Genomic DNA, 25236 nt, shown 5'->3' with positions numbered 1-25236 from the left:
ACGGTATCATGAACACATCCGACATTCGTAACGAGGGGATGCGCATCGGTGGAGAGGTCGTCTTCACCGATGCTACCGTTCCCGTGCATTATCCATACACCAACGAAGTGGTTGGCCATGTGCCTGCGGGCACGGCCGAGCACGCCCGCAAGGCGTTCGCGATCGCAGCGAACTATACGCCCAAGCTGACCCGGTATGAACGGAGCCAGATCCTGCAGCGCGCAGGGGAACTGATCGGCGAAAAGCGCGAATATCTGGCCAAGTGGCTGACGCTGGAACTGGGCATCTGCCACCAGCACGCGATCTACGAGACCAAACGCGCGCAGGACGTCTATCAGTTCGCTGCCGCCGAAGCGCTGAAAGACGATGGTGAGATCTTCTCATGCGATCTGACTCACAACGGCAAAGAGCGTAGGATCTTCACCAAGCGTGAACCGGTCAAAGCCATTAGTGCGATCACCCCGTTTAATCACCCGCTGAACATGGTCAGCCACAAGATCGCGCCCGCGATTGCGACCAACAACTGCATGGTGTGCAAACCGACCGAGCTGACCCCGCTGACCGCCCTGACACTGGCGGATATCCTCTATGAGGCCGGTCTGCCGCCCGAGATGTTCCAGGTGGTCACCGGCTGGCCGCAGGATATTGGCGACGAGATGATCACCAACGAGAACATCGACATCATCACCTTCACGGGTGGTGTTCCGGTAGGCAAGATGATCGCTTCAAAAGCGGGCTATAAACGTCAGGCACTGGAACTGGGTGGCAACGACCCCCTGATCGTTCTCAACGATCTGAGTGATGCTGATTTGGAGAAAGCGGCGACCATCGCCGTGGCTGGAGCTACCGGCAACTCGGGTCAGCGCTGCACCGCGATCAAACGCATTCTGGTGCAGGAAAGCGTGGCCGACAAGTTCGTGCCGCTGGTGCTGGAAAAGGCCCAGAAGATCAAGTTTGGCGATCCGCAGGATCCCGAGACCGAGCTGGGTTGCGTGATCCATGCCGAGGCTGCCGAGCTGTTCGAAAAACGCGTCTACATGGCCGAGGAAGAGGGGGCGGAAATCCTCTATCACCCTGGTCGTCAGGGTGCGTTGCTACCGCCAATCGTGATCGACAAGGTGCCCCATGACAGCGAACTGGTGATGGAAGAAACCTTTGGCCCAATCGTCCCCATCGTCCGCGTGCCCGACAATGACGCAGAGGTGATGGCGATTTCCAACAGCACGGAATTCGGCCTGTCTTCGGGCGTGTGCACTAACGACCTGAACCGCGCGATTGCCTATATCAACGGTCTGGACGTCGGCACCTGCAACATCTGGGAACAACCCGGCTACCGCATCGAAATGTCCCCGTTCGGCGGCATCAAGGACAGTGGTAACGGCGTCAAAGAAGGCGTCATCGAAGCCATGAAGTTCTTCACCAACGTCAAAACATACTCTCTGCCATGGCCAGGGTAACGGCCCGCCCCTCAAACGGGCGGGGCCACTGAAATATCTCCCCGGAACTGGCGGATCTTTAGGGGTCCGCCTCTTTTCCCAAAGCAAAAGCGAGGAGCGGATTTGCCACAAATTGTCCACACCGAAGGTGAATCAAATACTTCGGAAGCCCGCAAAACCTGGTTAAAAAAGTCGATGGGCCCCAAGTCTTCGCCTCTGCTGAAGCGCGATGCAGATGTGTTCCTGCATCAATCTCTGTCCAGCCCATGTGTTAGCACAATCGCTAAAGCCGAAGGCATCTGGATTGAGGACATTGATGGCCGCCGTTACATGGATTTTCATGGCAATTCGGTGCATCACATCGGCTATGGTCATCCCCGTCTGGTGCAGGCGATCAAGGACCAATTGGACGATCTGCCCTTTGCCCCCCGGCGTTTCACCAATGACCCAGCGGTTGAACTCGCTGAAAAACTGGTCGCCATTACCCCCAGCGATTTAGGCAAGGTACTGTTTACCACGGGCGGCTCGGACGCCAATGAGGTCGCACTCAAGATTGCGCGTGCCGCGACAGGTCGGTTCAAGACGCTCAGCTTTTGGGACGCTTTCCACGGAGCAGGCTTTGGTGCTGCAAGCGTTGGCGGCGAGGCCACGTTCCGCAGCCATATCGCCGGACCGCTTTTACCGGGAACCGAACATGTTGCCCCCTTCCACCCCACACGTTGCCCCTATGGGCACTCAACGCTTGAGGCCAGCGCCGAGGCATGCGCCAATATGATCGATTACGTGCTGGAACGCGAAGGCGACATCTGCGCCGTGGTCGCCGAGGCGATGCGTGCAGTGCCAATCGTGCCTCCACCGGGTTTCTGGAAACGGGTGCGCGAGATCTGCGACCGCCACGGTGCGCTGCTGATCCTTGATGAGATTCCGACCGGACTGGGTAAGACCGGGCAGATGTTTTCGTTCCAGCATGACGAGATCGTTCCAGACATCGTGACGATCGGAAAATCGCTGGGCGGTGGCATCCTGCCCATCGCCGCCTGCATCGCACGCAATAACCTTGATGTCTGCGGTGACTTTGCGATCGGGCATTACACCCACGAAAAGAACCCTGTTACCTCTCGCGCTGCTTTGACGACTCTTCAGATTATTGAGGATGAAGGCTTGGTCGAACGTGCGGCCGAATTGGGCGAACATGCAGTGGGCCGCCTGATGGACGCGCTGCAGAATGTTCCCATCGTCGGGGATATCCGGGGCAGAGGTCTAATGTTTGGGGTCGAAATTGTCGAGGACCGTGCAAGCAAGACACCGGGCAACGCGCGCGCGGAACGGATCTATTATGCCTGCCTCGAGATGGGGTTGAGTTACAAAATTAGCCAAGGTTGTGTTCTGACTTTGTCCCCGCCGTTGACAATTTCGCAGGCTGATCTGGACCGGGCCATCGACATCGTTGTTACTGCGATAAAGGACGAAACCTGACCAATATGACAGCGCCTTCGGCACAAAGTACAATGACGCGACGATGTATTGTCCATACCGGTCGAAAACGGACGCTAAAGAAGCAGCTCGAAAGGTCGGCGCAAAATCGACCGGCAGACGTGCCGTTGTCAAAGGATCGAGCGCTGTTGGAGGGTTATCGCACAAGTAGCGCGGTGAACTTGGCCAACTTTGAAGTCGGAGTGAAGAATGGCAATTGTCACCTTCCTTATTAGCCTAGCCGGAGCAACCATGCTGCTGCTTTATGCGGTACGTATGGTGCGCACTGGAATTGAACGCAGCTACGGCGCGTCATTCCAGCGGGTGATGACACAACAACATAGTTACGTGCAGGCTTCTCTGGTTGGCGTGATGATGGCGGTTGTCCTGCAAAGTTCCGCTGCCGTGGCGTTGCTGACGTCGGGGTTTGCCGCCAGCGGGATGCTGAGTTTTTCTACCGGGCTGGCAATAGTGCTGGGCGGCGATTTAGGCTCGGCTCTGATTATCCAGATCCTATCGTTCCGGTTGGATTGGCTCGTACCGATGTTGCTGGCAATCGGTGGCTATTTGTTCGTCAAGACAGAGGCCAAAAAAGCCCGGCAACTCGGCCGCATTCTGATGGGGGTCGCCTTTATCCTAATTTCGCTCAGGTTTCTGCGCGAGGCGATGGACCCTATCCGTGACAGCGCTTTCTTGCCGGCCGTGGCCGACTACCTAGCCCGCGATTACATCACAGCCTTCCTTGTCGGGGGGGCACTGGCCTTTGTCATGCATTCTTCGGTCGCGGCCATTCTGATGTGTGTGACGCTTGTGCAAATCGGAGCAATCCCATTTGCCGCCGGCATGTCATTGGCGCTTGGCGCAAATTTCGGCTCTGCGTTTATTCCTGTCTGGCTGACCCGAGGAATGCCTGTAACGGCCCGAAGAATACCCTATGCAAATCTGGCGCTGCGGGGCAGTTGGGCTTTGATAACCCTGTTTGCTGCAAACCTGGCTCTGCGGACGGGGCTATTGGGCGACCCGCAGGGGGGGCAGATGCTGGTCAACGTGCACCTTGCATTCAACCTTTCGCTGTTAGTTCTGGCCCTACCGTTTTGCGGGCGTTTAATGGGCCCGTTCGAAAGCCTCTTCCCTGACAAGGCAAAGGCCCAAAAACTACAACCTGCAAAACCAGTCAGTGCACTGGACATCGAAAACGTTGCAAATCCCAATCAGGCCTTGCCAAGCCTCAAGCGCGAACTACTGCGGATGAGCGATCTTCTCGAAACTATGTTCCGCCCGGCCTTGGAGTTGTACCGCAGCGGAGACAAAGAACAAATCCGGGCGGTTCAAGCCATCGATGAGGATGTGAACAAATGCCTCTCGGGCATTAGAACTTTTGTCGCCGCGATACCTCTGGAACTGTACGAAAAGCAGGATGCCAAAACAGCGCGCGATCTTATGGAAATTGCGATCCGCCTCGAAACCGCTGGCGATGTTGTGGCCAAACGCTTGACCGTTTTAGCAGGCGAGATGCGCGTAAAGGGATCAAGTTTCTCGCAAGAAGGTTGGATGGAGCTCGTCCAGATGCACGAAGGTATCCTGGCGAACATGAAACTGGCATCGAATGTTCTTATCTCTGACGATTTGGAAAGTGCGCGGCTGCTTAGCCTTGAAAAAACTGAGATAAAACGCGTGGAACGTGACAGCCGAAAGCGGCACTTACGCCGATTGCAACATGGAACTACGGAAAGCTTCGAAACCAGCGATATCCACCTGGAGACTTTACGAGCGTTTAGAGAGTTCAACAGTCATATCGCCTCTGTCGCCTACCCGGTCCTTTACCGCAATGGTCAACTATTAGAGACTCGACTGATCACAGAAATTGCGGACTAGCGTTGCTATTGAGTGCTGATCGACGCGGAGTACTCCGTATCGAGTTCATTCGCTCAACCAAAGGGCCCCAACAATTACATTTAGGAAGTTCGAAGTCGCCAGTCTAGTTCGACAGATAGTGGTGAAGGATCAGCGCGCTTCAGACGAGCGACCTTGGGTTAACTCGCCTAGTCTTGGATAGAGGCGAAACCACCCTGCCCGCCTTACTAGCTTTTACAGCAACACCATATCTTTGTTCGGGACAAAACCTCCGTCTTGGGCTCAACGGGGTCTACTCGTAGATCCAGAGATCACGGCAGGTCGCTGTTGAAAATAGATACACTGACCTTCCAAGAGCCGTCTGCTTGCCGCTTGAGTACATTAACGAACTTTCCTCTCTCGGGTGGGTCTGCGTCGAGTATGGCGAACGATCCAACTTGGTACGCCATGTCGCCATCCACACCAAAATCGATAAGCTCATTCGTATGGGTTCCCCCGGAGTTCTGCTTCATACGAGACCGGTAGGCATCAATGAACGCATCACGACCCCGCAGCATTGGTTCACCCGGTGCCAGCAGCATCACGTCTTCTGTAAAGAACGACGCACAGCGTTCGGCATCGCCTCTGTTGAATGCTTCGTTATAGGCGTTGTCGAAAGCTTCTAGAGTTTGCTTCATATCCACAGGGCTTACTCCTTGTGCTCCAACGAAATTGTAAGCGATTGGCAAAATGCCTGATAGCCCAAGTCTGAACTTGGCAAACGACGCACAGAAACCGGGCATTCAAACTGGACGAACCACGAGCACCCACTCCACACAACTTGGCGTTTGCCTTGGGGGAAAATCCACTCAATCATTGGGTGGTTCGTACGGATCTGGAGTTCCGGGAGGGATCGGTGGATACCTCTCGAAAGTAGCGATATGCTCCTGCAATTGCGGCAGCGCCTTTTCCGCAGCCCAGGTGTGCGGGAAAAGAACGCTTTCTCTTTCGTGCGGATCATTCAGAAGATTATAAACCCTTGGTGTATCGAAGGATTCTGTCGCACCGAAAGCTGTGGTGTTCTCTTTGAACAGGACTTTCCAATCCTTCCATTTGACGCCGAATACCTGCTCACCCATGTAGACAATCACGCCTTCTCGGTTTGAATTCGGCTGAACACCTAGAAAAAACTCGGATTGATCGATGCCATCAAAGGCCCGGTCTTCAGGCACCTTGCCACCTGCAAATGCTGCAAGCGTCGGGTACAAATCCATCGAGTGAACCACGTCGTTACTCTCGGACCCCGCAGGGATTTTCCCGGGCCATTTGATCGCAAACGGTACACGCATGCTTCCTTCGAGGCTGGTGAAAAGAGTACCGCGCCACGGCCCCGCGGTGCCATGTACGGCTGGAACGGGCGAGACGTTGGCATTCCCGACTGGAAGAGCTTCGGGACCGTTGTCAGCAGTAAAGATCACCACCGTGTCGTCCGAAACGCCCGCACTCTCAAGTGCATCGACTATGCGCCCAATGTAAGTATCTGTCTGGCGCAGAATATCGGCCCAGACACCGTTTCCTGTGGCTCCGTCGAATTCCTCTGACACTATGTTTGGATAGTGGGTCTGCGTGTAAGCCAGATAGATGAAGAATGGCGCGTCTTGTGTACTCTTGGCTTCGATGAATTCGATCGCCTTCTTAGTCAGGTCGCCATCAATCTCGCCGCGATAATCCAGATCGTAGTCCCGCGCCACGGCTGCCGGTTCACCAGCAATACCCTGCATAACAACTGGCTCTTCCATGTTGGCCTCCGCAAAGCCCGGAAGTGTACGCCAGACCGTGACGTCGGTGGTCTCAACGCCATAAAACTCGTCGAAGCCTTGGTTCGTCGGATATCGCCCTTCTGTCCAGCCGAGGTGCCATTTGCCGTACATGGCCGTGTTGTAGCCCACGTCTTTGAGCATTTCGGCCATCGTTATCTCCCATTGGGTCAGGCCGTAAACGCCGCCGCCCAGTGGAACTGTATGGTTGCCGCTTCGAATGCCGTACCGTCCTGTCATGGTCGCCGCGCGCGAAGGCGTGCACTGGCTTTCAACATTGAAATTTGTGAGCCGTAATCCTTCGGCGGCCAGAGCGTCCATTTCGGGGGTGGCTGTGCCTCGGATTATGCCGCCACCGTTAAATCCTGGCTCGCCCCAGCCAAAATTATCGAGAAAAATAAAGACAATGTTGGGCTTGTCCTGAGCCGCAGCAGCTGAGCCCATCAGAAGAAAAAGGAATAGCAGAAATGTTCGCGACGACCGCTTCATGACAACGCCTCCAAAGAAGATCATGTGGTTGAGACTGGCGAACCAGGGGACCAGCCGTCAAGAAGGCACGCCTTTTAACAACACTTAACGTTAGTTCGCCCAACCAACCTGACGTCGGTTTTGCGGGCGCAGTCTTAGGTAAAAAGACATCAAACCACCCTAGGCGGTGCGCGCACCTGAACGTTAAAAAACCCTGTTTTCCTTGACGTAGGGCTATCTCAAATGTTGCCATGGGCGGGTGTTTAGCTCGCCTGGGAGGCTCAAATGAAATTTTTACTGACATCGACAGCAATTGTTTCTGCCGCATTCTTTGCGACCTCTTCAAAAGCGCAAGAGGCTTCGCAAGGCGGGCAAGTCGGGGAAATGACCATATCGGTTGAAGATATGCGTGCCCCCTCGCCTGAGGATTTCTCTCCCTACGCCGGGCGCGACTTTCCAACCCGTCCTTTGTGGGGAGACACCCACCTACATACCGCCAATTCGCTCGACGCCCGCGGATTTGGCGTGATCCTGAGCCCCGATGATGCCTATCGATTTGCGCGCGGAGAGGAAGTCACCACCTCACACGGCCTTCGCGTGCAACTATCGCGCCCACTGGACTGGCTTGTCGTATCCGACCACTCGGATGCCATGGGGGCTATGAATGAGATCGTTGCAGGAAACTCGACACTGATGCGTGATCCAACGCTTCGGGACTGGAACGAGCGGCTTAACGCCGGCGGAGACGTCGCCCTCGGCGCGACGATGGAGGTGATTGAGACCTTTGCTGGTATTACCGGGGAAGCCCTTCCAGACGCAGTTTCAGATCGAAGGTTTGTGCAGTCCGTCTGGGACGAGTTCACGCAAACTGCAGATCAACACAACGACCCGGGAACATTCACCGCGTTCATCGGATACGAATGGACGTCAACCGAAGGCGGCAATAACCTCCATCGCAACGTGATCTACCGAGATGATGCCATTCGCGCTCGGCAATTGCTTCCGTTCACGACTGCAGAAACCTTTAACCCCGAAAGGTTATGGGACTGGATGGAAACATATGAGCTGGAAACCGGAGGTCGTGTTCTAGCCCTTGCCCACAACGGCAACGTATCCAATGGCCTGATGTTTCCGGTCGAAACAAATCCCGAAACGGGTGAACCTTTGACGGCAGACTACGCAGAACGACGCGCAAAATGGGAGCCGATGTACGAGATCACTCAGATCAAAGGGGATGGAGAAACGCATCCGTTTCTGAGCCCGAACGACGAGTTCGCGGATTATGAAACCTGGGATAAATCAAACCTTGGCCCAACACCAAAAGAAGATTGGATGCTCCAGTACGAGTATGCCCGCGAGGCCCTAAAGAATGGCCTCAAGCTGGAAGCCCAACTGGGGACCAACCCGTACAAATTCGGCGTCGTTGGATCGACGGACAGCCACACCGCGCTGGCAACGGCGGAGGAGGACAACTTCTTTGGCAAACATTCTGGCGTCGAACCAGAGCCGGGCCGTTGGCAGCATGTCGTTGGCGAGTTTGACGCGCTAAGGATTCTTGGCTGGGAAATGGCCGCCTCTGGATATGCGGCAGTCTGGGCTGAGAACAACACGCGCGAAGCCTTATTCGACGCAATGGAACGGAAAGAAGTGTATGGGACAACTGGCAGTCGCATTACCGTTCGTTTCTTTGGCGCCTGGGACTTTACAGAGGAAGATGCGCGATCGCGTTTGCCCGCCGATATAGGGTACGAGAAAGGCGTCCCAATGGGCGGTGACCTCGCCGAAGCTCCAGAGGGTGCGGACGCGCCAACATTCCTGATTGCTGCACTCAAAGATCCGTATTCCGGCAATCTTGATCGCGTCCAGGTTGTTAAGGGTTGGGTTAATGCAGACGGCAACACCGAAGAGCGCGTTTACGACGTAGCCTGGTCCGGAGATAGAGAACCGGATGCCGAGGGCAATCTACCAGCAGTGGGCAACACTGTGGACGTAGCAACGGGAACGTTCACCAATTCGATCGGGTCTCCGGAACTATTGGCTGTTTGGAAGGATCCCGACTTCGATCCCTCAATGCGTGCTTTCTACTATGCCCGCGTCTTGGAAATTCCAACTCCGAGATGGACAGTTTACGATGCTGTCAGGTTCGGCGACGAGTTGCCCGACGAAGTACCGACTTCAACGCAAGAACGCGCTTACACTTCGCCAATTTGGTATACTCCCGCGGGTTGAGACCTTCCGGCAACGGGACTCATGCGAAAGCAGTCGTTTTAAACGGCAGCTTTCGCTTCAGAGTGGGCATCCAATTAGTTTTGTGTCCTAGCAACCGGACCTGCCTTAGATCACTATCGAATTGAACTCTCAGCGCCGTTCAGACCGCAATACTGTTCGAACGGTTAGTTACCCTAGCCTAATGCCTGTATTTCAAACTGGCATGAGCTTCTATGCTACGCTCTCAAACATCTAAATTTGATAATTCGATTCGACGTTCAGGGAGGAATACTGATGCCACAATTAATGCTGCCGGCAGCGCTTGCTGCCGTATTTTCCTTTGCAATTTCTATGCCTACCAAAGCTGACGATTTTGATCCGACTTCCCTTTCGACTTATGGATCGAAACCCAACATCCTGATGATCGTGTCGGACGACACCGGCTACTGGGATCTAGGAGCGTATAACGGCGGTAAAGCACGGGGCATGGATACGCCCAATCTGGATCAGCTTGCTAAGGAAGGGATGATGTTCACCGACTTCTACGCTCAGGCGTCGTGCACACCGGGGCGCGCAGCTATGCAGACTGGGCGCTATCCGAACCGTTCGGGCATGACGACGGTCGCGTTTCAAGGACAAGGCGGAGGACTTCCAGCGGCCGAATGGACGCTCGCTTCGGTTCTGAAAGAAGCTGGTTACAATACGTATTTCTCTGGCAAGTGGCATCTGGGTGAATCCGACTATGCGCTGCCTAACGCTCATGGCTACGACAAGATGGAGAACGTTTTCCTCTATCATCTAAATGCCTTCACATACGCGCTGCCCGATTGGTTCCCGCAGATGACACCGGACCAAAAGCAGTTCTTTGTTGATAACACCGTTGGCATTTTGGAGGGCGACGCCGGTGGAGCGGCCGTTGAGGTCCTTACGATAAAGGATATGACAACGGCAGATCTGGCCAATCTTGATCAAGTCACGGCGGAAAAAGGCGTGGCGGAATTGGAACGGCTAGCTGCCCTTGATGCACCGTTCTTTATGTCGGTTAACTTTGCAGCGAACCACCAGCCGAACCTCCCCTCTCCTGACTTCGAAGGCGCGTCGGATGTGAAAAACAAGTACGGCGATAAGGTGGTTGAACTGGATAGTGTCGCAGGAAAACTTCTGGATAAGGTCAAGGACCTAGGCATCGAAGAGAACACCCTGATCATCTATACCGTAGACAACGGCGCCTGGCAGGATGTTCATCCAGACAGCGGGATGACGCCATTTCGTGGAACCAAGGGGACCGATCGCGAAGGCGGCTGGCGTGTTCCCGCCTTCTTCAAGTGGAAAGGCAAGATTGAAGCAGGGTCCAAGTCGTCAGACATCGTTGGTGGAACTGACTTAATGGCGACGTTTGCCCATCTGGCCGGAACGGAGCTTCCGACTGAAGACCGTGAAGGTCAGCCGATGATCTTCGACAGTATCGACATGGCGCCAGTGCTATTCGGCGAGGCCGATCCCCAGCGCGATTTCTGGCTGTATTTTACAGAGAACGAACTGTCACCGGGCGCAATTCGCGTGGGCCCATGGAAAGCCGTTTTTAACATTCGTGGCGACAATGGTGCGCGCGCAGGCTCCGAGGCTCCAGCGGCAGAATTGGGCTGGCGCGGTGCCCAAAAGTACGTTGCAACCGTTCCTCAGGTGTTCAACCTGTGGGAAGATCCGATGGAACGCTATGACATCTTCATGACTACCGGTCGAGAAAACACTTGGACCATGCCGACTTTCAACGTCGTAATGGCCGACGCGATCAAGTCTTACGTGGACTATCCCCCACGTCCGCTTCAGAGCGAAAGCTACTCCGGCCCGATTACACTAAGCCAGTATGGCCGCTTTGAGCAGCTTCGCGACCAGTTGAAGGAGCAAGGCTTTAGCATCGGTGTCTCATCCGGAAACTAATCAGCCTAAGTGCGGGGCGTCATATTTCGCCCCGTACTCAGAAAAGATTGGAATACCCGCTTTTCGGAGGTTCGGATGAAGACGCGTTTTCGTAGCCCAGTCTCTGTACTCTTGTTTGGAGCAGTGATCGCTGTTGCTTTTTGCACCAACGCGATTGCCGACCCGCTTGCATCATGGAACGACGGTGCCACCAAGCAGGCGATTACCTCATTTGTCCAAGAGACAATTGATCCTGACTCAGACAAATACACCCCTGCGGAACAGCGTTTTGCGGTCTTTGACAACGACGGAACACTGTGGACGGAAAAGCCAATGTACGTTCACGCATTTGGTATTTTTTCGGAAGTCAAACGCCAAATTGAAGCTGATAAAACGCTCATAAAGCGAGAGCCTTGGAAATCCGTGGCCGAAAAAGATGCTGCGTATTTCGAGCAGCTATATGCCAATTCGGAATATGAGAGCCTTGCCAGTCAGTTGTTTGCTGCGCCATTTGGTGGGTTGTCTGCAACAAACTACGCAGGTTGGGCGCAAGATTTCGCGGCGAATTTCAAACATCCTGAGCTAGGAGTTGGCATTGAAGGGCTGATCTACCAGCCGATGCTGGAGCTGATACGCTATCTAGAGGCAAACCAATTCACCGTTTACATAATTACCGCCGACGAAGGAGCTTTCTTAAGAGTTGTCGCCGAGAAACTTTACGGCATTCCACCAGAACGCGTTTTCGGCACATCCGTGCGCGAGGAATTCGTAGTCGAAAACGGCGAGCCGATGTTTGTAAGAACCTACCGCATCGATCACTTGAATAACTGGGATGGCAAACCGCGCCTCATCCAAAAGGTTATCGGCCACACACCGATACTTGCAGCAGGAAACTCAAACGGGGACCAGCATATGCTGCAAAACACAGCTTTAGGCGGCGGGTTGTCCATTCTGGTGCATCACACCGACAAGGAACGGGAGTTCGCCTATGACAAACACACTGATAAAGTTATGCCGCTGTCGACCCAGGAAGGTTGGGCAGTAGTGGATATGGCAAAGGATTGGAATAAAGTCTGGGCGGCAGGTTCGGAATGATCAGGTCGACTAACCCCGAGACATACTCGTATGGCGCTACCTTAAGGCACGACCGAACGTCTACAACCCGCAGGGTAACCCGGTTGTGTAGCTTACAATGATGAGATTGAGCGAACCGAGGAGAGACGATTTGAAGACTACCCCGAGAATGTCATCCACAAATGTAGCTTCGACACGAGGGTTCCTTACCAGAATCTGCGCAGGACTTTTCTTCGTTCTGGGCGCCTCAATATCGTCAGGCAACCGTGCGGAGGCACAAGAGAGCGATGCGGCATCAGCCGCAGCTCAGGCAAACAATCCTCTCGCAAATTTTAAAGCCGTCAACGTCCAGAACTATTACATTGGCGATATTTCTGGAACGGACCAGACAGGTAACCAGTTTTGGTTGAGATATGCGCAACCTGTGAGTTTTGGGGATTCCAATTGGATTGTCAGAGCTTCTTTACCTGTCAATTCATTCCCCGGCCCAGACGGGAAATCGACAGGCATCGGGGACTTAAATGTCTTTGCCGCTTATCTGATCGATACCGGAAATCCGGCAATAAGCTTTGGCATCGGTCCACAATTGATCGCGCCAACTGGTACGACAGACGGATCGGGATCAAAGAAATGGTCGGCCGGCATCGCAAACGTGTTGTTCAATGCCTCGTCCCCGAAATTCCAGTACGGCTACCTGCTCACTTGGCAAGCTAGTTTTGCCGGCGACAGCGATGCAAAGGATGTAAATCTCGGGGCCTTTCAACCGTTCCTGTTTTATCAACTCGGCGGAGGAACATACTTAAGGTCGGCTCCAATCATGACCTACGACTTTGAAACAGACAGCTACAATGTGCCGATCGGCTTAGGTATAGGGCAAGTATTCGGCAAGAAAGAGATCACCTACAACGTGTTTGTCGAACCGCAGTACTCCGTCGCGAGCAAGGGATCAGGGCAACCAAAGTGGCAGATATTTGCGGGCTTCAACACACAGTTTTGAAGCCAATATCATTTTTCAAATTGCCTCCATGTCGTCCGCTTTGAGCTCTTTGCGGACTTGTAAAAAGCACAAGGCAATTCAGCCGTGCGAGGCGTCAGGTATGCGGACGAAACTGCCGTCAGTCTAATGCGCTTCAATTGCTACCACTTAGGGCTCCATTGAGTTGAAACCCGAATTCTCAGCGATGACGCACATGAAAGTACGCCTAGTACGTTACAGCTTTCGGATGTGCGAGGCCTGGGTGGTGAGCCAAAAATCCAAATTCTTAACAACACCTTGTAGATCTTCAACGTGTGAACATTTTTGATACCCGAAAATTGCCCCGACATTTCGCTTTCAATTAATAAGGCTCCGACAGCCCTCAGAAAGCATGTGCAATCGCGATGTGTCGACACACATTTTGATAAGATCGTTAAAATCCATCTCGGCCTCACATCGTTTTGCCCTTGGCTGCGTTTTTGGTCAGCATGGCCAAAGTTGTATCTCTATTGAGAATTGGGTTTCTGAAACAGCAATGAAAGCAGACCTAACACCGCCGACACGATAATCAACAGCAAGGAAACCGCATTGAGAACCGGTGTCGACCCCTGTTTCAGCTTATCGAACATGGTGATCGTCAAAGGCGATTCCGATCCCACCAACATCAATGTTGTGTTGAAGTTCTCAAAACTCATCAACATTGCTACCACGGCGGATGCGACAATCGCTGGTATCAGGAATGGCAGAGTGATTTGCCGAATCGCACCCCATTTGCTGGCTCCTAAGTTCAATGCAGCCTCTTCCAAACTGGGGTCGAATTTTTGCAGCCGAGCCGAAATCACCAAGGTCGCAAAAGTGGTGATAAAGGAAAACTGCCCAAGGATCACCAAAGGCAGGCCGGGTCTGAGGCCGTCAAACCAAAGGCCAGTTGCGTCCTCTAGTGTGTTTGCTGCGGAGCTGAAAAAAACAAGGATCGAGATGCCCAAAATCACGCCAGGAATGATCAGTGGTAACAGCATAAGCATGTAGAGAAATGCTTTGCCTTTGAATTCATGGCGCACGAACAAGAAGGCATTGCAGGTACCGATCGCGACGGACAGGCCCGACACCCAAACCGCCACGAATGCCGAGGTTCCGATGGACCGCATGATCGAGCGTTCGTTGAAAACGCCAATGAAGGGCGCGTCCGTGCCAAAGAACCAGGCCAGCGTAAAACCTTCCCACGGCAGCGACGGGAAAACGCTGTCATTAAAGGCAAAAACACAGACCACGGCCAGCGGCAGCGCCAGATAGATGAAGAACACCGCGACATAGGCCCGGTAGCACAACTTGGTGAAGGCGGGTTGGGGAATGCTGGGTATCATGAGCGGCCCATCGTTTCAGAAAGGGATTGGCCAGACAGTTTCAGTCCAAGAAAGACAATCAGCGAGGACAGCGCCAACAACAGAAATCCGAAGGCCGACCCGAGTTCCCAGTTAAATCGGGTGATGAACTGAGTGTAGATCATGCCGGTGAACCACAGACTGTCTTTGCCACCTAGCAGGATCGGCGTCAGATAGTTGCCCAAAGACAGCATGAAGACGACGATGCATCCCGAGATGATGCCAGGCATGGCATGGGGGATGACGATCTCTCGCATGATCGAAAAACTTGTGCCGCCCAGATCATATCCGGCTTCGATCAGGCTGTCGTCCAGACTATCCAGCGTTGTAACCAGCGGGACGACCATGAACAAGATTGAGGTATAGACGAGGCCCACCATGATGGCCGCATCGTTATACAACATCTCAACTGGTCCGCTGACCAAACCCAAATACTGCAAGACGTTGGAAAACACTCCGGTCTCTCGCAGCAGGATCATCCATCCGAAGGTGCGCACCAGTTCTGACACCCAGAATGGGATCATGCACATCAGAAAGAGCGTCGTCTTGGTGCGCCCTCTGGTCAGCTTTGCGATGTAATAGGCAATCGGGAAACCAAGGATCAGGGTCAGAGCTGTCGCCAGCACTGACATGATCGCCGTTCGCGCAAACGTGCGCCAGTACAGCGGTTCGGTAAAGAAAGCCGCGTAATTGTCAAACCCTGTCTCATATTCACGCGGCCCGATCTTTTCGCTTATCGACACGATGAACAGTCCGACATGCGGCAGGATGATCAACACAGTCAACCACAACAGGATCGGGGCAAGCAGTAGATAAAACCCCAGGCGAGAGGTATCGGACGCCATGGCTTACCCCTCCTCCATCGGATAGCACCGCGCCTGCGTTGGTTGCCAGCGTGTGCGCACTGCATCCCCCTTTTGCAAAGAGGCAAAACTCCCGGTCTGTGGCAGTGCCGCCTTCCAACTGACTCCATCGCTGCCTTTGACAGTCACCATGCTATTGGCGCCGTTGAACAGGACATTTTCGACAATGCCGGGGCTGACATTTGATACCGCATCAGGTTCGACTCCGTTCGGAACCAATTCGATGGCTTCCGGCCGAAGGAAAACCTGCGCCTTCTGACCGTCCCGCAAACGCCCGGTCTCGGCGGCGACTCGGATATCCGAACCACCATCGGCCTTGAGTGTCATCATGCCATCCACCGACGTCACGACCTGAGCCGAAATCTTATTCGCATCCCCGACAAACCCGGCGACAAAGGCGGTATCGGGCGCGTGATACACATCATGCGGGGTGCCGATCTGTTCGAACCGGCCGTGGTTCATCACAGCGATGTTGTCGCTCATCACCAAGGCCTCGGATTGGTCATGTGTGATGTACACGAAAGTGGTATTGAAAGCCGACTGAAGAGTCTTCAGTTCCACTTTCATATGCTCACGCAGTTTCAGGTCCAGCGCGCCCAGCGGCTCGTCCAGCAACAAAACGTCTGGCTCCAGCACCATGCAGCGGGCAATAGCGACCCGCTGTTTTTGTCCGCCGGACAGTTGATTGACCCGGCGTTCGGCCACATTTGGCAAACCGACACGGTCCAGCACTTTTTCCACACGCGTCTTGATCTCGGACTTGGACACGCCGCGTTGGCGCAAGCCAAAGCCTACATTGTCTCCGATATTCATCGTAGGGAACAACGCGAGATGTTGGAAAACCATTGACACTGGGCGTTTGTTCGGAGGCACGCCGATCATGGATTTTCCCTTAATAAGCAAATCTCCGGAAGATGGGGTCTGAAAACCCGCGATCATGCGCAATAGAGTTGTCTTGCCGCATCCCGAAGGGCCAAGGATAGAAAAGAACGAGCCTTGCGGCACCTCAAAACTGACATGGTCGACTGCGCGGAATGTATCGAAATCCTTGATCAGATCGCGGCATTCAAGGTCAGGGCTGGTAGTGGTCAAAGTGCAACCTCGCAAGATTCAAGGGGGCACCCGAAGGTGCCCTCTTTCAGTTAGTGTATAGGAATTTAGTTGGCTGCGTTGATACGGTCCAACGTCGCCCCTTCCATGGCTTCCAGACCAGCAGGTACTGGCGGATACCATTTTATGTTGTCAATCGCTTCTTGATCAAAGCTGCCCTGATACCGCGCTTTGAGCTCCTCGTTGACACCGGCATCACCATCCACGGCAGCTGTGAAATTGCCTGCGGTGTTGGTAATCATTGCTGCGATCTCGGGCTGCATCACAAAGTTGATCCAGTCATAGGCCGCATCATCTGCCCTTCCACGTGCAGGCAGGACAAATGTATCGATCCATCCCAACGCACCGGCTTCCGGAGCCACAAAAGTGATGTCCGGGTTGTCCGCATTCAGCTGCCAGCCGCCGGTATCCCAAGCCATCGAGGCCACAACTTCACCCGAGCGCAGCAGGTTCTTGATCTCGTCGCCGCCACCCCAATAGGTTTTCACATTGGGCTTACATTCGGTCAGCTTGGCCTCGACCTGGTTCAGAATATCCTGATAGGCATCGGCGTCACCATAGGCGGCAAAGGGGTCAAGGCCCATTGAGTAGGCGAACCCAATCAGTGTCGGGCGCTTGAGGCGATACGACACTTTCCCGGCGACCGAGGCGTCACACAGATCGGTATAGTCGGTCACATCTCCGGCTTCGGCCGTGTTCACAACCAAACCACTTGTTCCCCAGACATGCGGCAGGCCATAGACCTCGCCCTCATAAGTCGTGTTGCCCGCAGTCGCTTCTAGCATCGAAGGGATGATCTGCTCGGCATTGATGCGCGACATGTCGATGGGTTTGTAGATGCCGAATTCTTCCTGAGCGCTGGCAACGCGATCCTGGCTGGGCTGTGCCAGATCAAATCCGCCTCCGTTGGTCGCACGCAGTTTTGCGATCATTTCTTCGTTGTTCGAGGTCGTCACTTCAACAGTATGACCGGTTTCTGCTTCAAACTTCGCAATGACGTCTTCCGGAGCGTATCCACCCCAGGTCAGCAATCTCAGTGTATCTGCCTGAGACATAGGCGCGGTCAGCGCGGAGACTGCAACAAAAGATGCAAGCAACGAATACTTCATGATTTTCCCCTTGGTGGATGTTGAAGTGCGGACGTGGCTACAAAGTTTTGCATCAAAAATATAAAGTCAAACAAAACTTTAGTGGTCGACGGGGTTCTGTCCCAGTTTTTCATGACGGTTGAGAAAGCGCTTCGATCGTCCTACCAGTTACAGATCTAGCCCAACCTGTTCCGGGCCTTCACGCTTAACTTCAGTGTAGCGGCCGGGCACCCCAACCGTTCACTGCGCGAGCAATATCGACCACTGAACGATCCCAAAGACTGCGGGTAAAGCGGGCTATTTGATCCAGAGCGGTCAACTGCCGATAACTACACGCAGCGGACAACTTATTGAGGAACTACTGGACAAGGGTATTGAGCTTGCAGTGTTTCCCGGTTTCGCAGGCGTTGGAGCAGGGCGGGCTAATGAAAACTCTGCCGGGTTGGGATAGGGGCAAAGGGGCTTCTTCGCGATCCATTCGGCGAGCAACGTGAAACCCATCATCGCACGGGATTTCGTTGAGGGCTGGCGCAAATACATAACGGAAACTTGCGACGCTAAGCCAACGAGGCGTTGAAAAAGCATCGCCAAGTTCAGTCTTGATAAAGCTGATCGACTTCTATGCAGACATCCAACAGCTTGTACGCGACTATTTCTCCATCAGGCTGATCTCGGGCGGCAAGGATATCTCCGGCTGACGGCCGCCCTGCCCAGCGCTGGAATGCGCGGTCATTGATATCATCGTCGGACATCTGCAAGACGCCGCCGCCACGCACCCGGTGCTGGCGCAGCCGAGGCAGTTCAGACCTCAATTGCCCATGAAGTGCCCCAGAATCGAGGGTAAGGTCATCGCCGGAGACATTGCGCCGCAACCCGGCCTTCACTTCCGGTGCATGCTTATACGTGCCCATGGCTGGGCCCGTGATCTGAAAGCCAGGGTTCAACTGATGGAGATTGCGCGGCGGAAGTATCTCCCCGGCGCCTTCATGCGCACCCGCGCACAATTCGCCTTTCTCCCGCCGAAGATTCAGGCCGCGATTCCTGACAGCACTCAGCCGTCCGAACCCACACTCAAGCGTCTGGCAGCGGGACGCACACACTTGAATGTGCTGAACCCAAGCGTCAGTTCGGCTTCTGATACCTCCAAACCCGTCCTCCCTGTTACAGGGTTCACCCTCACTGATCTGGCAGAAAAATTGCCTGTTCGTGCGAGAAAAACACCTGCTCCACTTCTTAGAGAACTTGCAACATAACCCACTGAAAGACATCGAATTCTGCACCAAAAAGCGTTTGATGTCTAACCCATCTCGCGAAAATTCCCTGTAAATTTCCGGTTATCAGGGAAATCCAATCAAAAGCGAACCCTCCAAAATTTGGCACTAAGACTGGAGCCTGAATTGCACTCGGAGTGTACGGTCCACTCCACCTTTGACTGAAAGCACATGCGCCAACTCGCGAAAATTGCAACACAACCCCTAGTCAGAGAGCACAGCCGAAGTGAGACTGGTTTGGGTGGCGGTGCCGTCAGGCAACTTCGAACCAGCGTCAGACAGGCCAGTGGACCCACCATTTCCCCCAAGCTCGGCCACTCGGCGAGAGCAGCGGACCGTGGCAGCTTGCAAGTGTTTCTCCGGGCTAGCGATCTTTCCCGGTTGAAATGGTTTTAGACGGAGAAAGGAAAGGCGGCGAATTTCTGCGAACTTCGCATTCGCCTTTAAGGCTGCATAACGCGTTCTCAGCCCGATTGTTTCGACATTTGATCGGAACAGCCCCCGGCACTTGGTCCTCGTGAACGCCTCCTGCCATAAGTAGTGTCGCTTGCGGCTTATCTTCACAAAGAACTTTTCCACGTGCCAACTCCATTTCGACGATGCACGTTGCCGCGGCCCGCGTTGATAAAGTGGACCTTCAACATGCCGCAACTAAAGCCGAAGTCGAACGTACAACATCACCGCAAGGAGGATGAAAACTGAACTGGTTTTAAAGCGTTTGAATGAGGTCGGCTTAGTCACTACCGAACACTAGCAACAGCCCAAGCCCGCTGACGCAAACTTAACCTGGCAAGACCCACCTAATAGCTCGGAGCCTCCTTACCCGTCCACGGGCAAAAGCCTTCTAGAGCAGGACCGATACATAGCTTGCGGCAGTGGCTCTGTTGAGGAAAAAAGCCAGAACAAGAAAGTACAATAGAACTGGTGAGGCCAACAAAGCACTTCGCATCATGTGCTTTAGGGAGCTATTCCTGCTCGGGCCAAGTGTTTCAACCTCGGCGGTATTCAAGACTGGGAATAGCTCCCTTTTTCTCTGCATAACCATAGTCAACTCGTAAACAACTATTTACTCTTTTTCAGAGTCGACATTAACCGAGAATTAACGCTCCAGTTTTTTCAGTTTCAGCCGTACTTTTTGACATCCCCTGGAGACAAAGCTCCAAACTTAAAGCGATTGTTAACGGCCTCTTAACTTAGATGATTCTTTTTGGAGAAACGGTCAAGTCGTTAATATTTAATTAAAAATAACCACCCCCGAAAGCCGAATAACTGCCACATTCCAGCCTTGTTTGGACAACACTGTCAGAGACGGCATCCCTGCGCCCCACCCCGCGCCGCCCCTGTATTCCTGTAATCGAAAAGGATTTCTGCTGTGTTGAACTTCCTAAAAGTGAGCGTCTCTGCACTCGTACTATCTGCGTTTGTAGTCGCGCCAACCGTGACCCTTTTCACCACCGATTACGCATACGCTAACAACGGTAAGGGCAAAGGTGGTGGTAACGGCGGCGGAAAAGGGGACAGGGGAAATGACAACGGTGGAGGAAAAGGCGGCAAAAGCGCTGATAAAGGAGCCCGAAAAGGCTGGGGTTCCGACAAAACGCTGCACGGAGCGAGCACGAAGTCTGCCAGAAAAAGTCATAAGACAAAGAGCGGCAATCGGTTAGGCCGGGCTATGAAGGAAGACTTTCAGGCTTTGGGCCGCAACCTAAAGCAAAACGGAGTCAAAGGTCTTTTCAAGGGGAACAAGGCGCGGACCACCACAACACGCACAACAAAAGCGAGTGTTAAGAAATCCGTGAGACCACCAAGCAGAAAAGCAGAACTCCTGGCTGACGATCCACTGGCCCCTAACAAACTCGGCAAGCTGAATGGCGCCATCAATTCCAGTGTGAATGCAAAGCTCGCCCATATCGCAAACGGACAGTATGCAAAGGGCACAGGGCCGGTAAGCCTAGCGGCCGGCCTTGCCGTAGCCGACGCAAATTTCAATCATATCATGGGTGAAGACTACGACTTGAGCCCTGAAGAAGTGAAAGAAATCGCTGCCGCATATGATTATTTGGACACAGCTCCAATGACGCTAGAAGAAGCTGAACAGGTTCTCGCCGATGAGGAAGCCACTCCTGGTACGATCGCTCCTGAAGATCTGGAGACTGCACAAGCGGTGAAAGATGCGCACGACCTAACAACTGATGTGGACGGAAATAAGATAGACCAGCCGACAGAAGATCAGTTGGCGGCTGCGGAGGCGGTGCATGAAGCGGAGACCAGGTTATTGGGGCACTACAAAGGCGGCTTCTCTGAGGATGAAGTCGTCGCAGAGGAACAACAAGAACGCGTTATTGACGCTGTCAGAGACGCCAACCCAGATGAGGAAACGGTAAAAGCTACACTTGGCGCTTCAGAAGAGGGCAGCATTTATGCCGACGGTGAAGAGCAAGAAGATGCTCATATGGATTCCACGGAAGTGGATCAAACCCAGAGTGGAGAATCCGAAGGTGAAATTGCAAATAACGGCTGAACGTTAGTTTAGAGGCCCGAGAGCAAGGATCTAGACACTCTAATCAACATTACCTGCCGTCTATCGGAATGAACCTGAACTGCAAACTGGACGACGCTTTCGCCACTCTGCAGTCCACCTAATACCCAAAACATCCCCGAAACTACTTTGTCTGCTTGGGGCTTGTTGACGCCGTTCCTCGCCTGGTTGTCGGCGCCAAACTTAACCAGATCTTGATTACAGAGCATGGTAGAGCGGTGTGAAGCATAAATACATGCGACATTGGCATTGTGAGACCAATTCTATCTGAAAAGACCGATCAAATTTCTCCCTAGAAGGGAAAATCTACTAGCCTGACGAGTTAGGACAGGGGGGCTACAGCAAACATCTGTGCTGTCCCAAGCAGAAGCGCGGAATTCCCCCTAAAGTACTGATAGTGTTACTTTATTCACATCAGGATGTCCATCGCGCGCACGAATGCACTCGAAGCTTCTTATTGTCCGCCTGAGGGTAAGGAGCTTGGCTTGCGGCAGAGCGGGCCTAAAGCAGACAATGGGCGCTTTTGGGAAAAAGGCCAAAAATTGAAAACGGAAGTATTGAGCTCGACAATCCATAACCTCTTTCTTTTTTAATTTAGGAAGGCTATTCATAGCCACACCATTTTTCGATCGCCGATTTTTAAAAAATTAGGCCAACGCCATCGTGCCTTTGTTCACCAATTTAAATCCATCTAAATAGTTTATTCATTTCCTCTATTCTTCTCACTCAAACAAATAAATTAACCCAAAATTAACGGGCCGTTTTCTTCAATTAAAAATCTCCACCCCAAATCAACGAATGGCTGACACATTCTGAACATTTTTGGACCGCACGCTCTAATTGTAACGACTTCAGATCGTCGCTAACCGAATTTTCTCCAGGTTAGAAAGAAGCTGAATTTAGTTACAGCAAACGTTTCTGCAATCGCGCTGCCTGCATTTGCAAGCTTGCCTTCATTAGGAATAGCCCTGCGACCGGTTTCCCCGGTCAAGAGAGGATGGTAAATGCCCATGGATTTCGAGAGTTCAACAAGCACTTGCGTTTCCCCTTCAATTCCGGAGCAGAAAGGCGCTCGGCATTTCACTCGTGAAGAGAGTGGTGCGCTGACTATTTTCGCTCTCTTTATGTTTTTGTCTATCGTCGCTCTTGTGGGCATCGGCATAGACTTCATGCGCTTTGAGAGCGAACGCGCAGACTTGCAGTACACGCTGGACCGAGCTGTTCTGGCCGCAGCAGACCTTGATCAAAAGGCAGAACCGAAATCCGTCGTTCGTTCGTATCTAGAAAGGGCGGGTCTGCTGGAACACGTGACCAGCATCGACGTGGTCAACAGTGCCGGTTATCGTGAGGTGTCGGCGACAGCTATGTCCGAGTTCCCGACCCAATTCATGCACCTTTCCGGCGTCGATTCATTGAGCGCCCCTGCGGCAAGCACAGCCGAGGAGAGCGTCGGTTTGGCCGAAATCTCAATTGTCCTCGACGTTTCAACCTCGATCGATCTGTTTCAATTGCAAAATGCTACAAAGAGCATCATCACAAAAATAGGCGAGAAAAACGGGAGTTGGAGCAACGAGGTTTCGTTTTCCCTGATTCCGTATTCCAGCCAGGTTAACGCTGGCGCGGATTTGCTGAAATACTACAATCTCGACCGCTTCCATGGACACTCGCACTGCGTCAACTTTATCGACAACGAATTCAGCAAGCCTGATCTTTCGCTGACCAGAGTGCTGGAGCAAACAGCTCATTTCGACCCTTACACTGAGACAAGAGAGCCGATTCAACATCCCGTTTGCCCAATCCGCCCCGGATCAGCGATCCTGCCATTCCAAAACAGTGAGAAAGTGCTTCATGACTACGTCGATGGCTTGACCAAGCTTAGCAATCCAGTGGTAGACGAAGACTCCGGCTTGGACAACGGCGCGAATTGGGGCCTTATCCTACTGGATCCAAGCACACGACCAGTCATCGAAAAGCTGGCAACCCCGAAATCTCTAGGTGGCGACGGTATCGTTCCGGGAGCATTCTTCAACCGCCCCGTGGATTACAATAGCAACGTTCTGAAGGTTCTGATCCTGGTTTCAGATGGGGACAATACCGACCAGCACATGCTCAACCCGTCGATGCGTACCACCATGTCGGATTTGTGGTACAACGAGGAAGCTGATCGTTTCTCGATCTTCCAATCAAATGGCGCCCCTATGTACTGGTGGCCGCACGATAATAGCTGGCAGGATCACCCCTACGGCAATGGAGATTCACGTTGCACGACTAAAGGCAGCAAATCTACTTGCGTGACCGAAGCAGAACCCGGCAACGCAAAACAATTGTCCTACGTTCAACTGCTGAACCTCGTTTCTTTGGAATACATCGAAAACAAGATCTTCACCCACTCGCCCAGTGCCTATGGCCAATGGGAAAGCAAGGCGTTCAGCAAGAAAAATGCAGTCGCCAAGGATCAGCGCACCAAACACGTGTGCAAGGCCGCCAAGGATGAAGGCGTGATCGTCTTTAGTGTCAGCGTCAAAGCGCCATCGAACGGCCAAAAGGTACTGCAAGACTGCGCAAGCTCTGCCAGCCACTACTATGATGCGTCAGCGCCTGACCTCGCAAATGCCTTTACCTCAATCGCATCCTCTGTCCGCATGCTGAGGCTGACACAATGATGCGTAGGATGATTTCCACTCTAGCCAAGCTCCGCCGCAAAGAAGATGGAAGTGTGACCGTCGAATTCGCGATCGTCTTCCCGGCCATTTTTTTCCTGGTTCTTTCTGGGGTGGAGCTTGGCTTGGTAACCTTGCAACACGCGCAGCTAGAGCGTGCCGTCGACCTGACAGTCCGTGACATACGGCTGAACACTGGCATCAATCCACAACACGACGACATAAAGGCTCTGGTTTGTAGCCGAGCCGATTTTATCAGAAATTGCGAATCCAGCGTGCGTTTGGAAATGATCCGGCAGGATCCTTTTGCCACCATAACGGTACCAGCTGTCCCTGACTGCACTGACCTCTCCGAAGAGGCTCGCCCTGTGCGGACCTTTCAGAACGGCCTTGAGAACGAATTGATGGTTCTTCGCGTCTGCGCCAAGATCAACCCTGTTTTCCCAACATCCGCAATGGGCAAGGCATTGGTTAACGAAGAAGGCCAGTACGCCCTGACCGCGACAACTGTCTTCGTGCAGGAGCCTAGTTAGTATCATGATCAAGCGACTTCTTACGCACTGCACAAAGCTATTCCGATCACGGGAAGACGGCACGATATCCGTCGAGGCAGTTCTCATTGCCCCTATGCTCTTTTGGACAATAATGGCGGGATATACGTATTTCGAAGCCTATAGGCAGAGTGCCTCAAACATCAAAGCTGCACATACAATTGGTGACCTAATTTCTCGCGAGACCCGGGAAATCAACAGCGCTTACATCGACTCGATGGAAGAAATGTTCAGTTTGATGGTGGCTAACCAAGCCGATCTGAAAATCCGAATTTCGGTAGTTCTTTACGATGAGGCCACCGACAGCCACTCGGTGAACTGGTCAGCAGTTCGCGGTGGATTTACTGAAAAGCTGACCAACGCTGATATTGGTCACTACAAAGAAGCCCTACCCCCGATGTCGGATCAAAACACGCTCATTCTGGTCGAGACATCAAACACATTCATTCCTCTCTTTAGGGTAGGCTTGAACAACATTGAGCTGGAAAACTTCATCTTCACTCGGCCGCGCTTTGCAAACAACATCAAAGGTAATGTCTGAGAACCCTTTGGTCGCGCCAGGCATGG

18 protein-coding genes and 1 pseudogene are annotated in these 25236 nt (G+C 53.2%); 11 read left to right on the top strand and 8 right to left on the bottom strand.

What is annotated here, in order from left to right:
* The first annotated feature begins 8 nt into the window (after positions 1-8).
* From phnY to ACR0EO_RS10695, 3 genes are all read left to right on the top strand, one after another.
* A complete protein-coding gene (gene phnY, locus ACR0EO_RS10705; protein ID WP_480689658.1) occupies positions 9-1457 on the top strand; it encodes a phosphonoacetaldehyde dehydrogenase in 1449 nt (482 codons plus the stop codon).
* A 102-nt stretch (positions 1458-1559) separates the two neighbouring features.
* A complete protein-coding gene (pbfA, locus tag ACR0EO_RS10700) occupies positions 1560-2912 on the top strand; it encodes a (R)-1-hydroxy-2-aminoethylphosphonate ammonia-lyase (protein ID WP_480689656.1) in 1353 nt (450 codons plus the stop codon).
* 207 nt (positions 2913-3119) lie between these two features.
* Positions 3120-4784 (top strand): Na/Pi cotransporter family protein, encoded by a 1665-nt coding sequence (locus ACR0EO_RS10695; RefSeq protein ID WP_480689654.1) that lies wholly within the window; start codon positions 3120-3122, stop codon positions 4782-4784.
* Positions 4785-5074: 290 nt separating this feature from the next.
* On the opposite strand, the gene ACR0EO_RS10690 is transcribed toward ACR0EO_RS10695, so the two are convergent.
* Complete coding sequence (locus ACR0EO_RS10690; RefSeq protein WP_480689652.1) at positions 5075-5440, bottom strand: YybH family protein; 366 nt, start codon at positions 5438-5440, stop codon at positions 5075-5077.
* A 171-nt stretch (positions 5441-5611) separates the two neighbouring features.
* Positions 5612-7048, bottom strand: a complete 1437-nt coding sequence (locus ACR0EO_RS10685; RefSeq protein WP_480689650.1) for an arylsulfatase — start codon at positions 7046-7048, stop codon at positions 5612-5614.
* Positions 7049-7312: 264 nt separating this feature from the next.
* Here ACR0EO_RS10685 and ACR0EO_RS10680 point away from each other — a divergent pair, with 264 nt between their 5' ends.
* The 4 genes from ACR0EO_RS10680 (at position 7313) to ACR0EO_RS10665 (ending at position 13226) form a co-directional block, all read left to right on the top strand.
* Complete coding sequence (locus ACR0EO_RS10680; protein WP_480689648.1) at positions 7313-9256, top strand: DUF3604 domain-containing protein; 1944 nt, start codon at positions 7313-7315, stop codon at positions 9254-9256.
* Between the two features lie 273 nt (positions 9257-9529).
* A complete protein-coding gene (locus ACR0EO_RS10675) occupies positions 9530-11176 on the top strand; it encodes an arylsulfatase (RefSeq protein ID WP_480689646.1) in 1647 nt (548 codons plus the stop codon).
* 75 nt (positions 11177-11251) lie between these two features.
* The gene (locus ACR0EO_RS10670; RefSeq protein ID WP_480689645.1) at positions 11252-12250 is read left to right on the top strand and encodes an HAD family hydrolase; all 999 of its coding nucleotides are present in this window, start codon (positions 11252-11254) and stop codon (positions 12248-12250) included.
* Between the two features lie 130 nt (positions 12251-12380).
* Positions 12381-13226, top strand: coding sequence for a hypothetical protein (locus ACR0EO_RS10665; RefSeq protein WP_480689643.1), 846 nt, complete (start codon positions 12381-12383; stop codon positions 13224-13226).
* Between the two features lie 485 nt (positions 13227-13711).
* Here ACR0EO_RS10665 and ACR0EO_RS10660 read toward each other — a convergent pair whose 3' ends face one another.
* The 6 genes and pseudogenes from ACR0EO_RS10660 to ACR0EO_RS10635 all read right to left on the bottom strand — a co-directional run.
* On the bottom strand, positions 13712-14569 hold the full coding sequence (locus ACR0EO_RS10660) for an ABC transporter permease (protein WP_480689641.1): 858 nt from the start codon (positions 14567-14569) through the stop codon (positions 13712-13714).
* Entirely contained in the window at positions 14566-15432 is an 867-nt protein-coding gene (locus tag ACR0EO_RS10655) for an ABC transporter permease (protein ID WP_480689639.1), read from the bottom strand. The genes ACR0EO_RS10660 and ACR0EO_RS10655 overlap by 4 nt, the downstream gene beginning before the upstream one ends.
* A gap of 3 nt (positions 15433-15435) precedes the next feature.
* Positions 15436-16542: an ABC transporter ATP-binding protein gene (locus tag ACR0EO_RS10650; protein ID WP_480689637.1), complete on the bottom strand. Its 1107-nt coding sequence runs from the start codon at positions 16540-16542 to the stop codon at positions 15436-15438.
* A 65-nt stretch (positions 16543-16607) separates the two neighbouring features.
* Positions 16608-17669 carry an extracellular solute-binding protein gene (locus ACR0EO_RS10645; protein WP_480689635.1) on the bottom strand — a complete coding sequence of 354 codons (1062 nt, stop codon included), beginning with the start codon at positions 17667-17669 and terminating at the stop codon, positions 16608-16610.
* A 572-nt stretch (positions 17670-18241) separates the two neighbouring features.
* Entirely contained in the window at positions 18242-18559 is a 318-nt protein-coding gene (locus ACR0EO_RS10640; protein ID WP_480689634.1) for a hypothetical protein, read from the bottom strand.
* Between the two features lie 662 nt (positions 18560-19221).
* A pseudogene (locus tag ACR0EO_RS10635) lies at positions 19222-19660 on the bottom strand (hypothetical protein); the annotation flags it as partial.
* Positions 19661-20291: 631 nt separating this feature from the next.
* On the opposite strand from ACR0EO_RS10635, the gene ACR0EO_RS10630 reads away from it, so the two are divergent.
* The 4 genes from ACR0EO_RS10630 to ACR0EO_RS10615 all read left to right on the top strand — a co-directional run bounded on the left by ACR0EO_RS10630 (position 20292) and on the right by ACR0EO_RS10615 (position 25210).
* Positions 20292-21440, top strand: coding sequence for a hypothetical protein (locus tag ACR0EO_RS10630; RefSeq protein WP_480689632.1), 1149 nt, complete (start codon positions 20292-20294; stop codon positions 21438-21440).
* Positions 21441-22462: 1022 nt separating this feature from the next.
* On the top strand, positions 22463-24121 hold the full coding sequence (locus ACR0EO_RS10625; RefSeq protein ID WP_480689630.1) for a TadE/TadG family type IV pilus assembly protein: 1659 nt from the start codon (positions 22463-22465) through the stop codon (positions 24119-24121).
* Positions 24122-24129: 8 nt separating this feature from the next.
* Positions 24130-24651 carry a TadE/TadG family type IV pilus assembly protein gene (locus tag ACR0EO_RS10620; RefSeq protein ID WP_480689628.1) on the top strand — a complete coding sequence of 174 codons (522 nt, stop codon included), beginning with the start codon at positions 24130-24132 and terminating at the stop codon, positions 24649-24651.
* 4 nt (positions 24652-24655) lie between these two features.
* A complete protein-coding gene (locus ACR0EO_RS10615) occupies positions 24656-25210 on the top strand; it encodes a TadE/TadG family type IV pilus assembly protein (protein ID WP_480689626.1) in 555 nt (184 codons plus the stop codon).
* Positions 25211-25236: the final 26 nt, after the last annotated feature.

It is taken from the genome of Ruegeria sp. BE9 (assembly GCF_056538765.1).
This window is presented reverse-complemented; position numbering and strand designations above follow the sequence as displayed.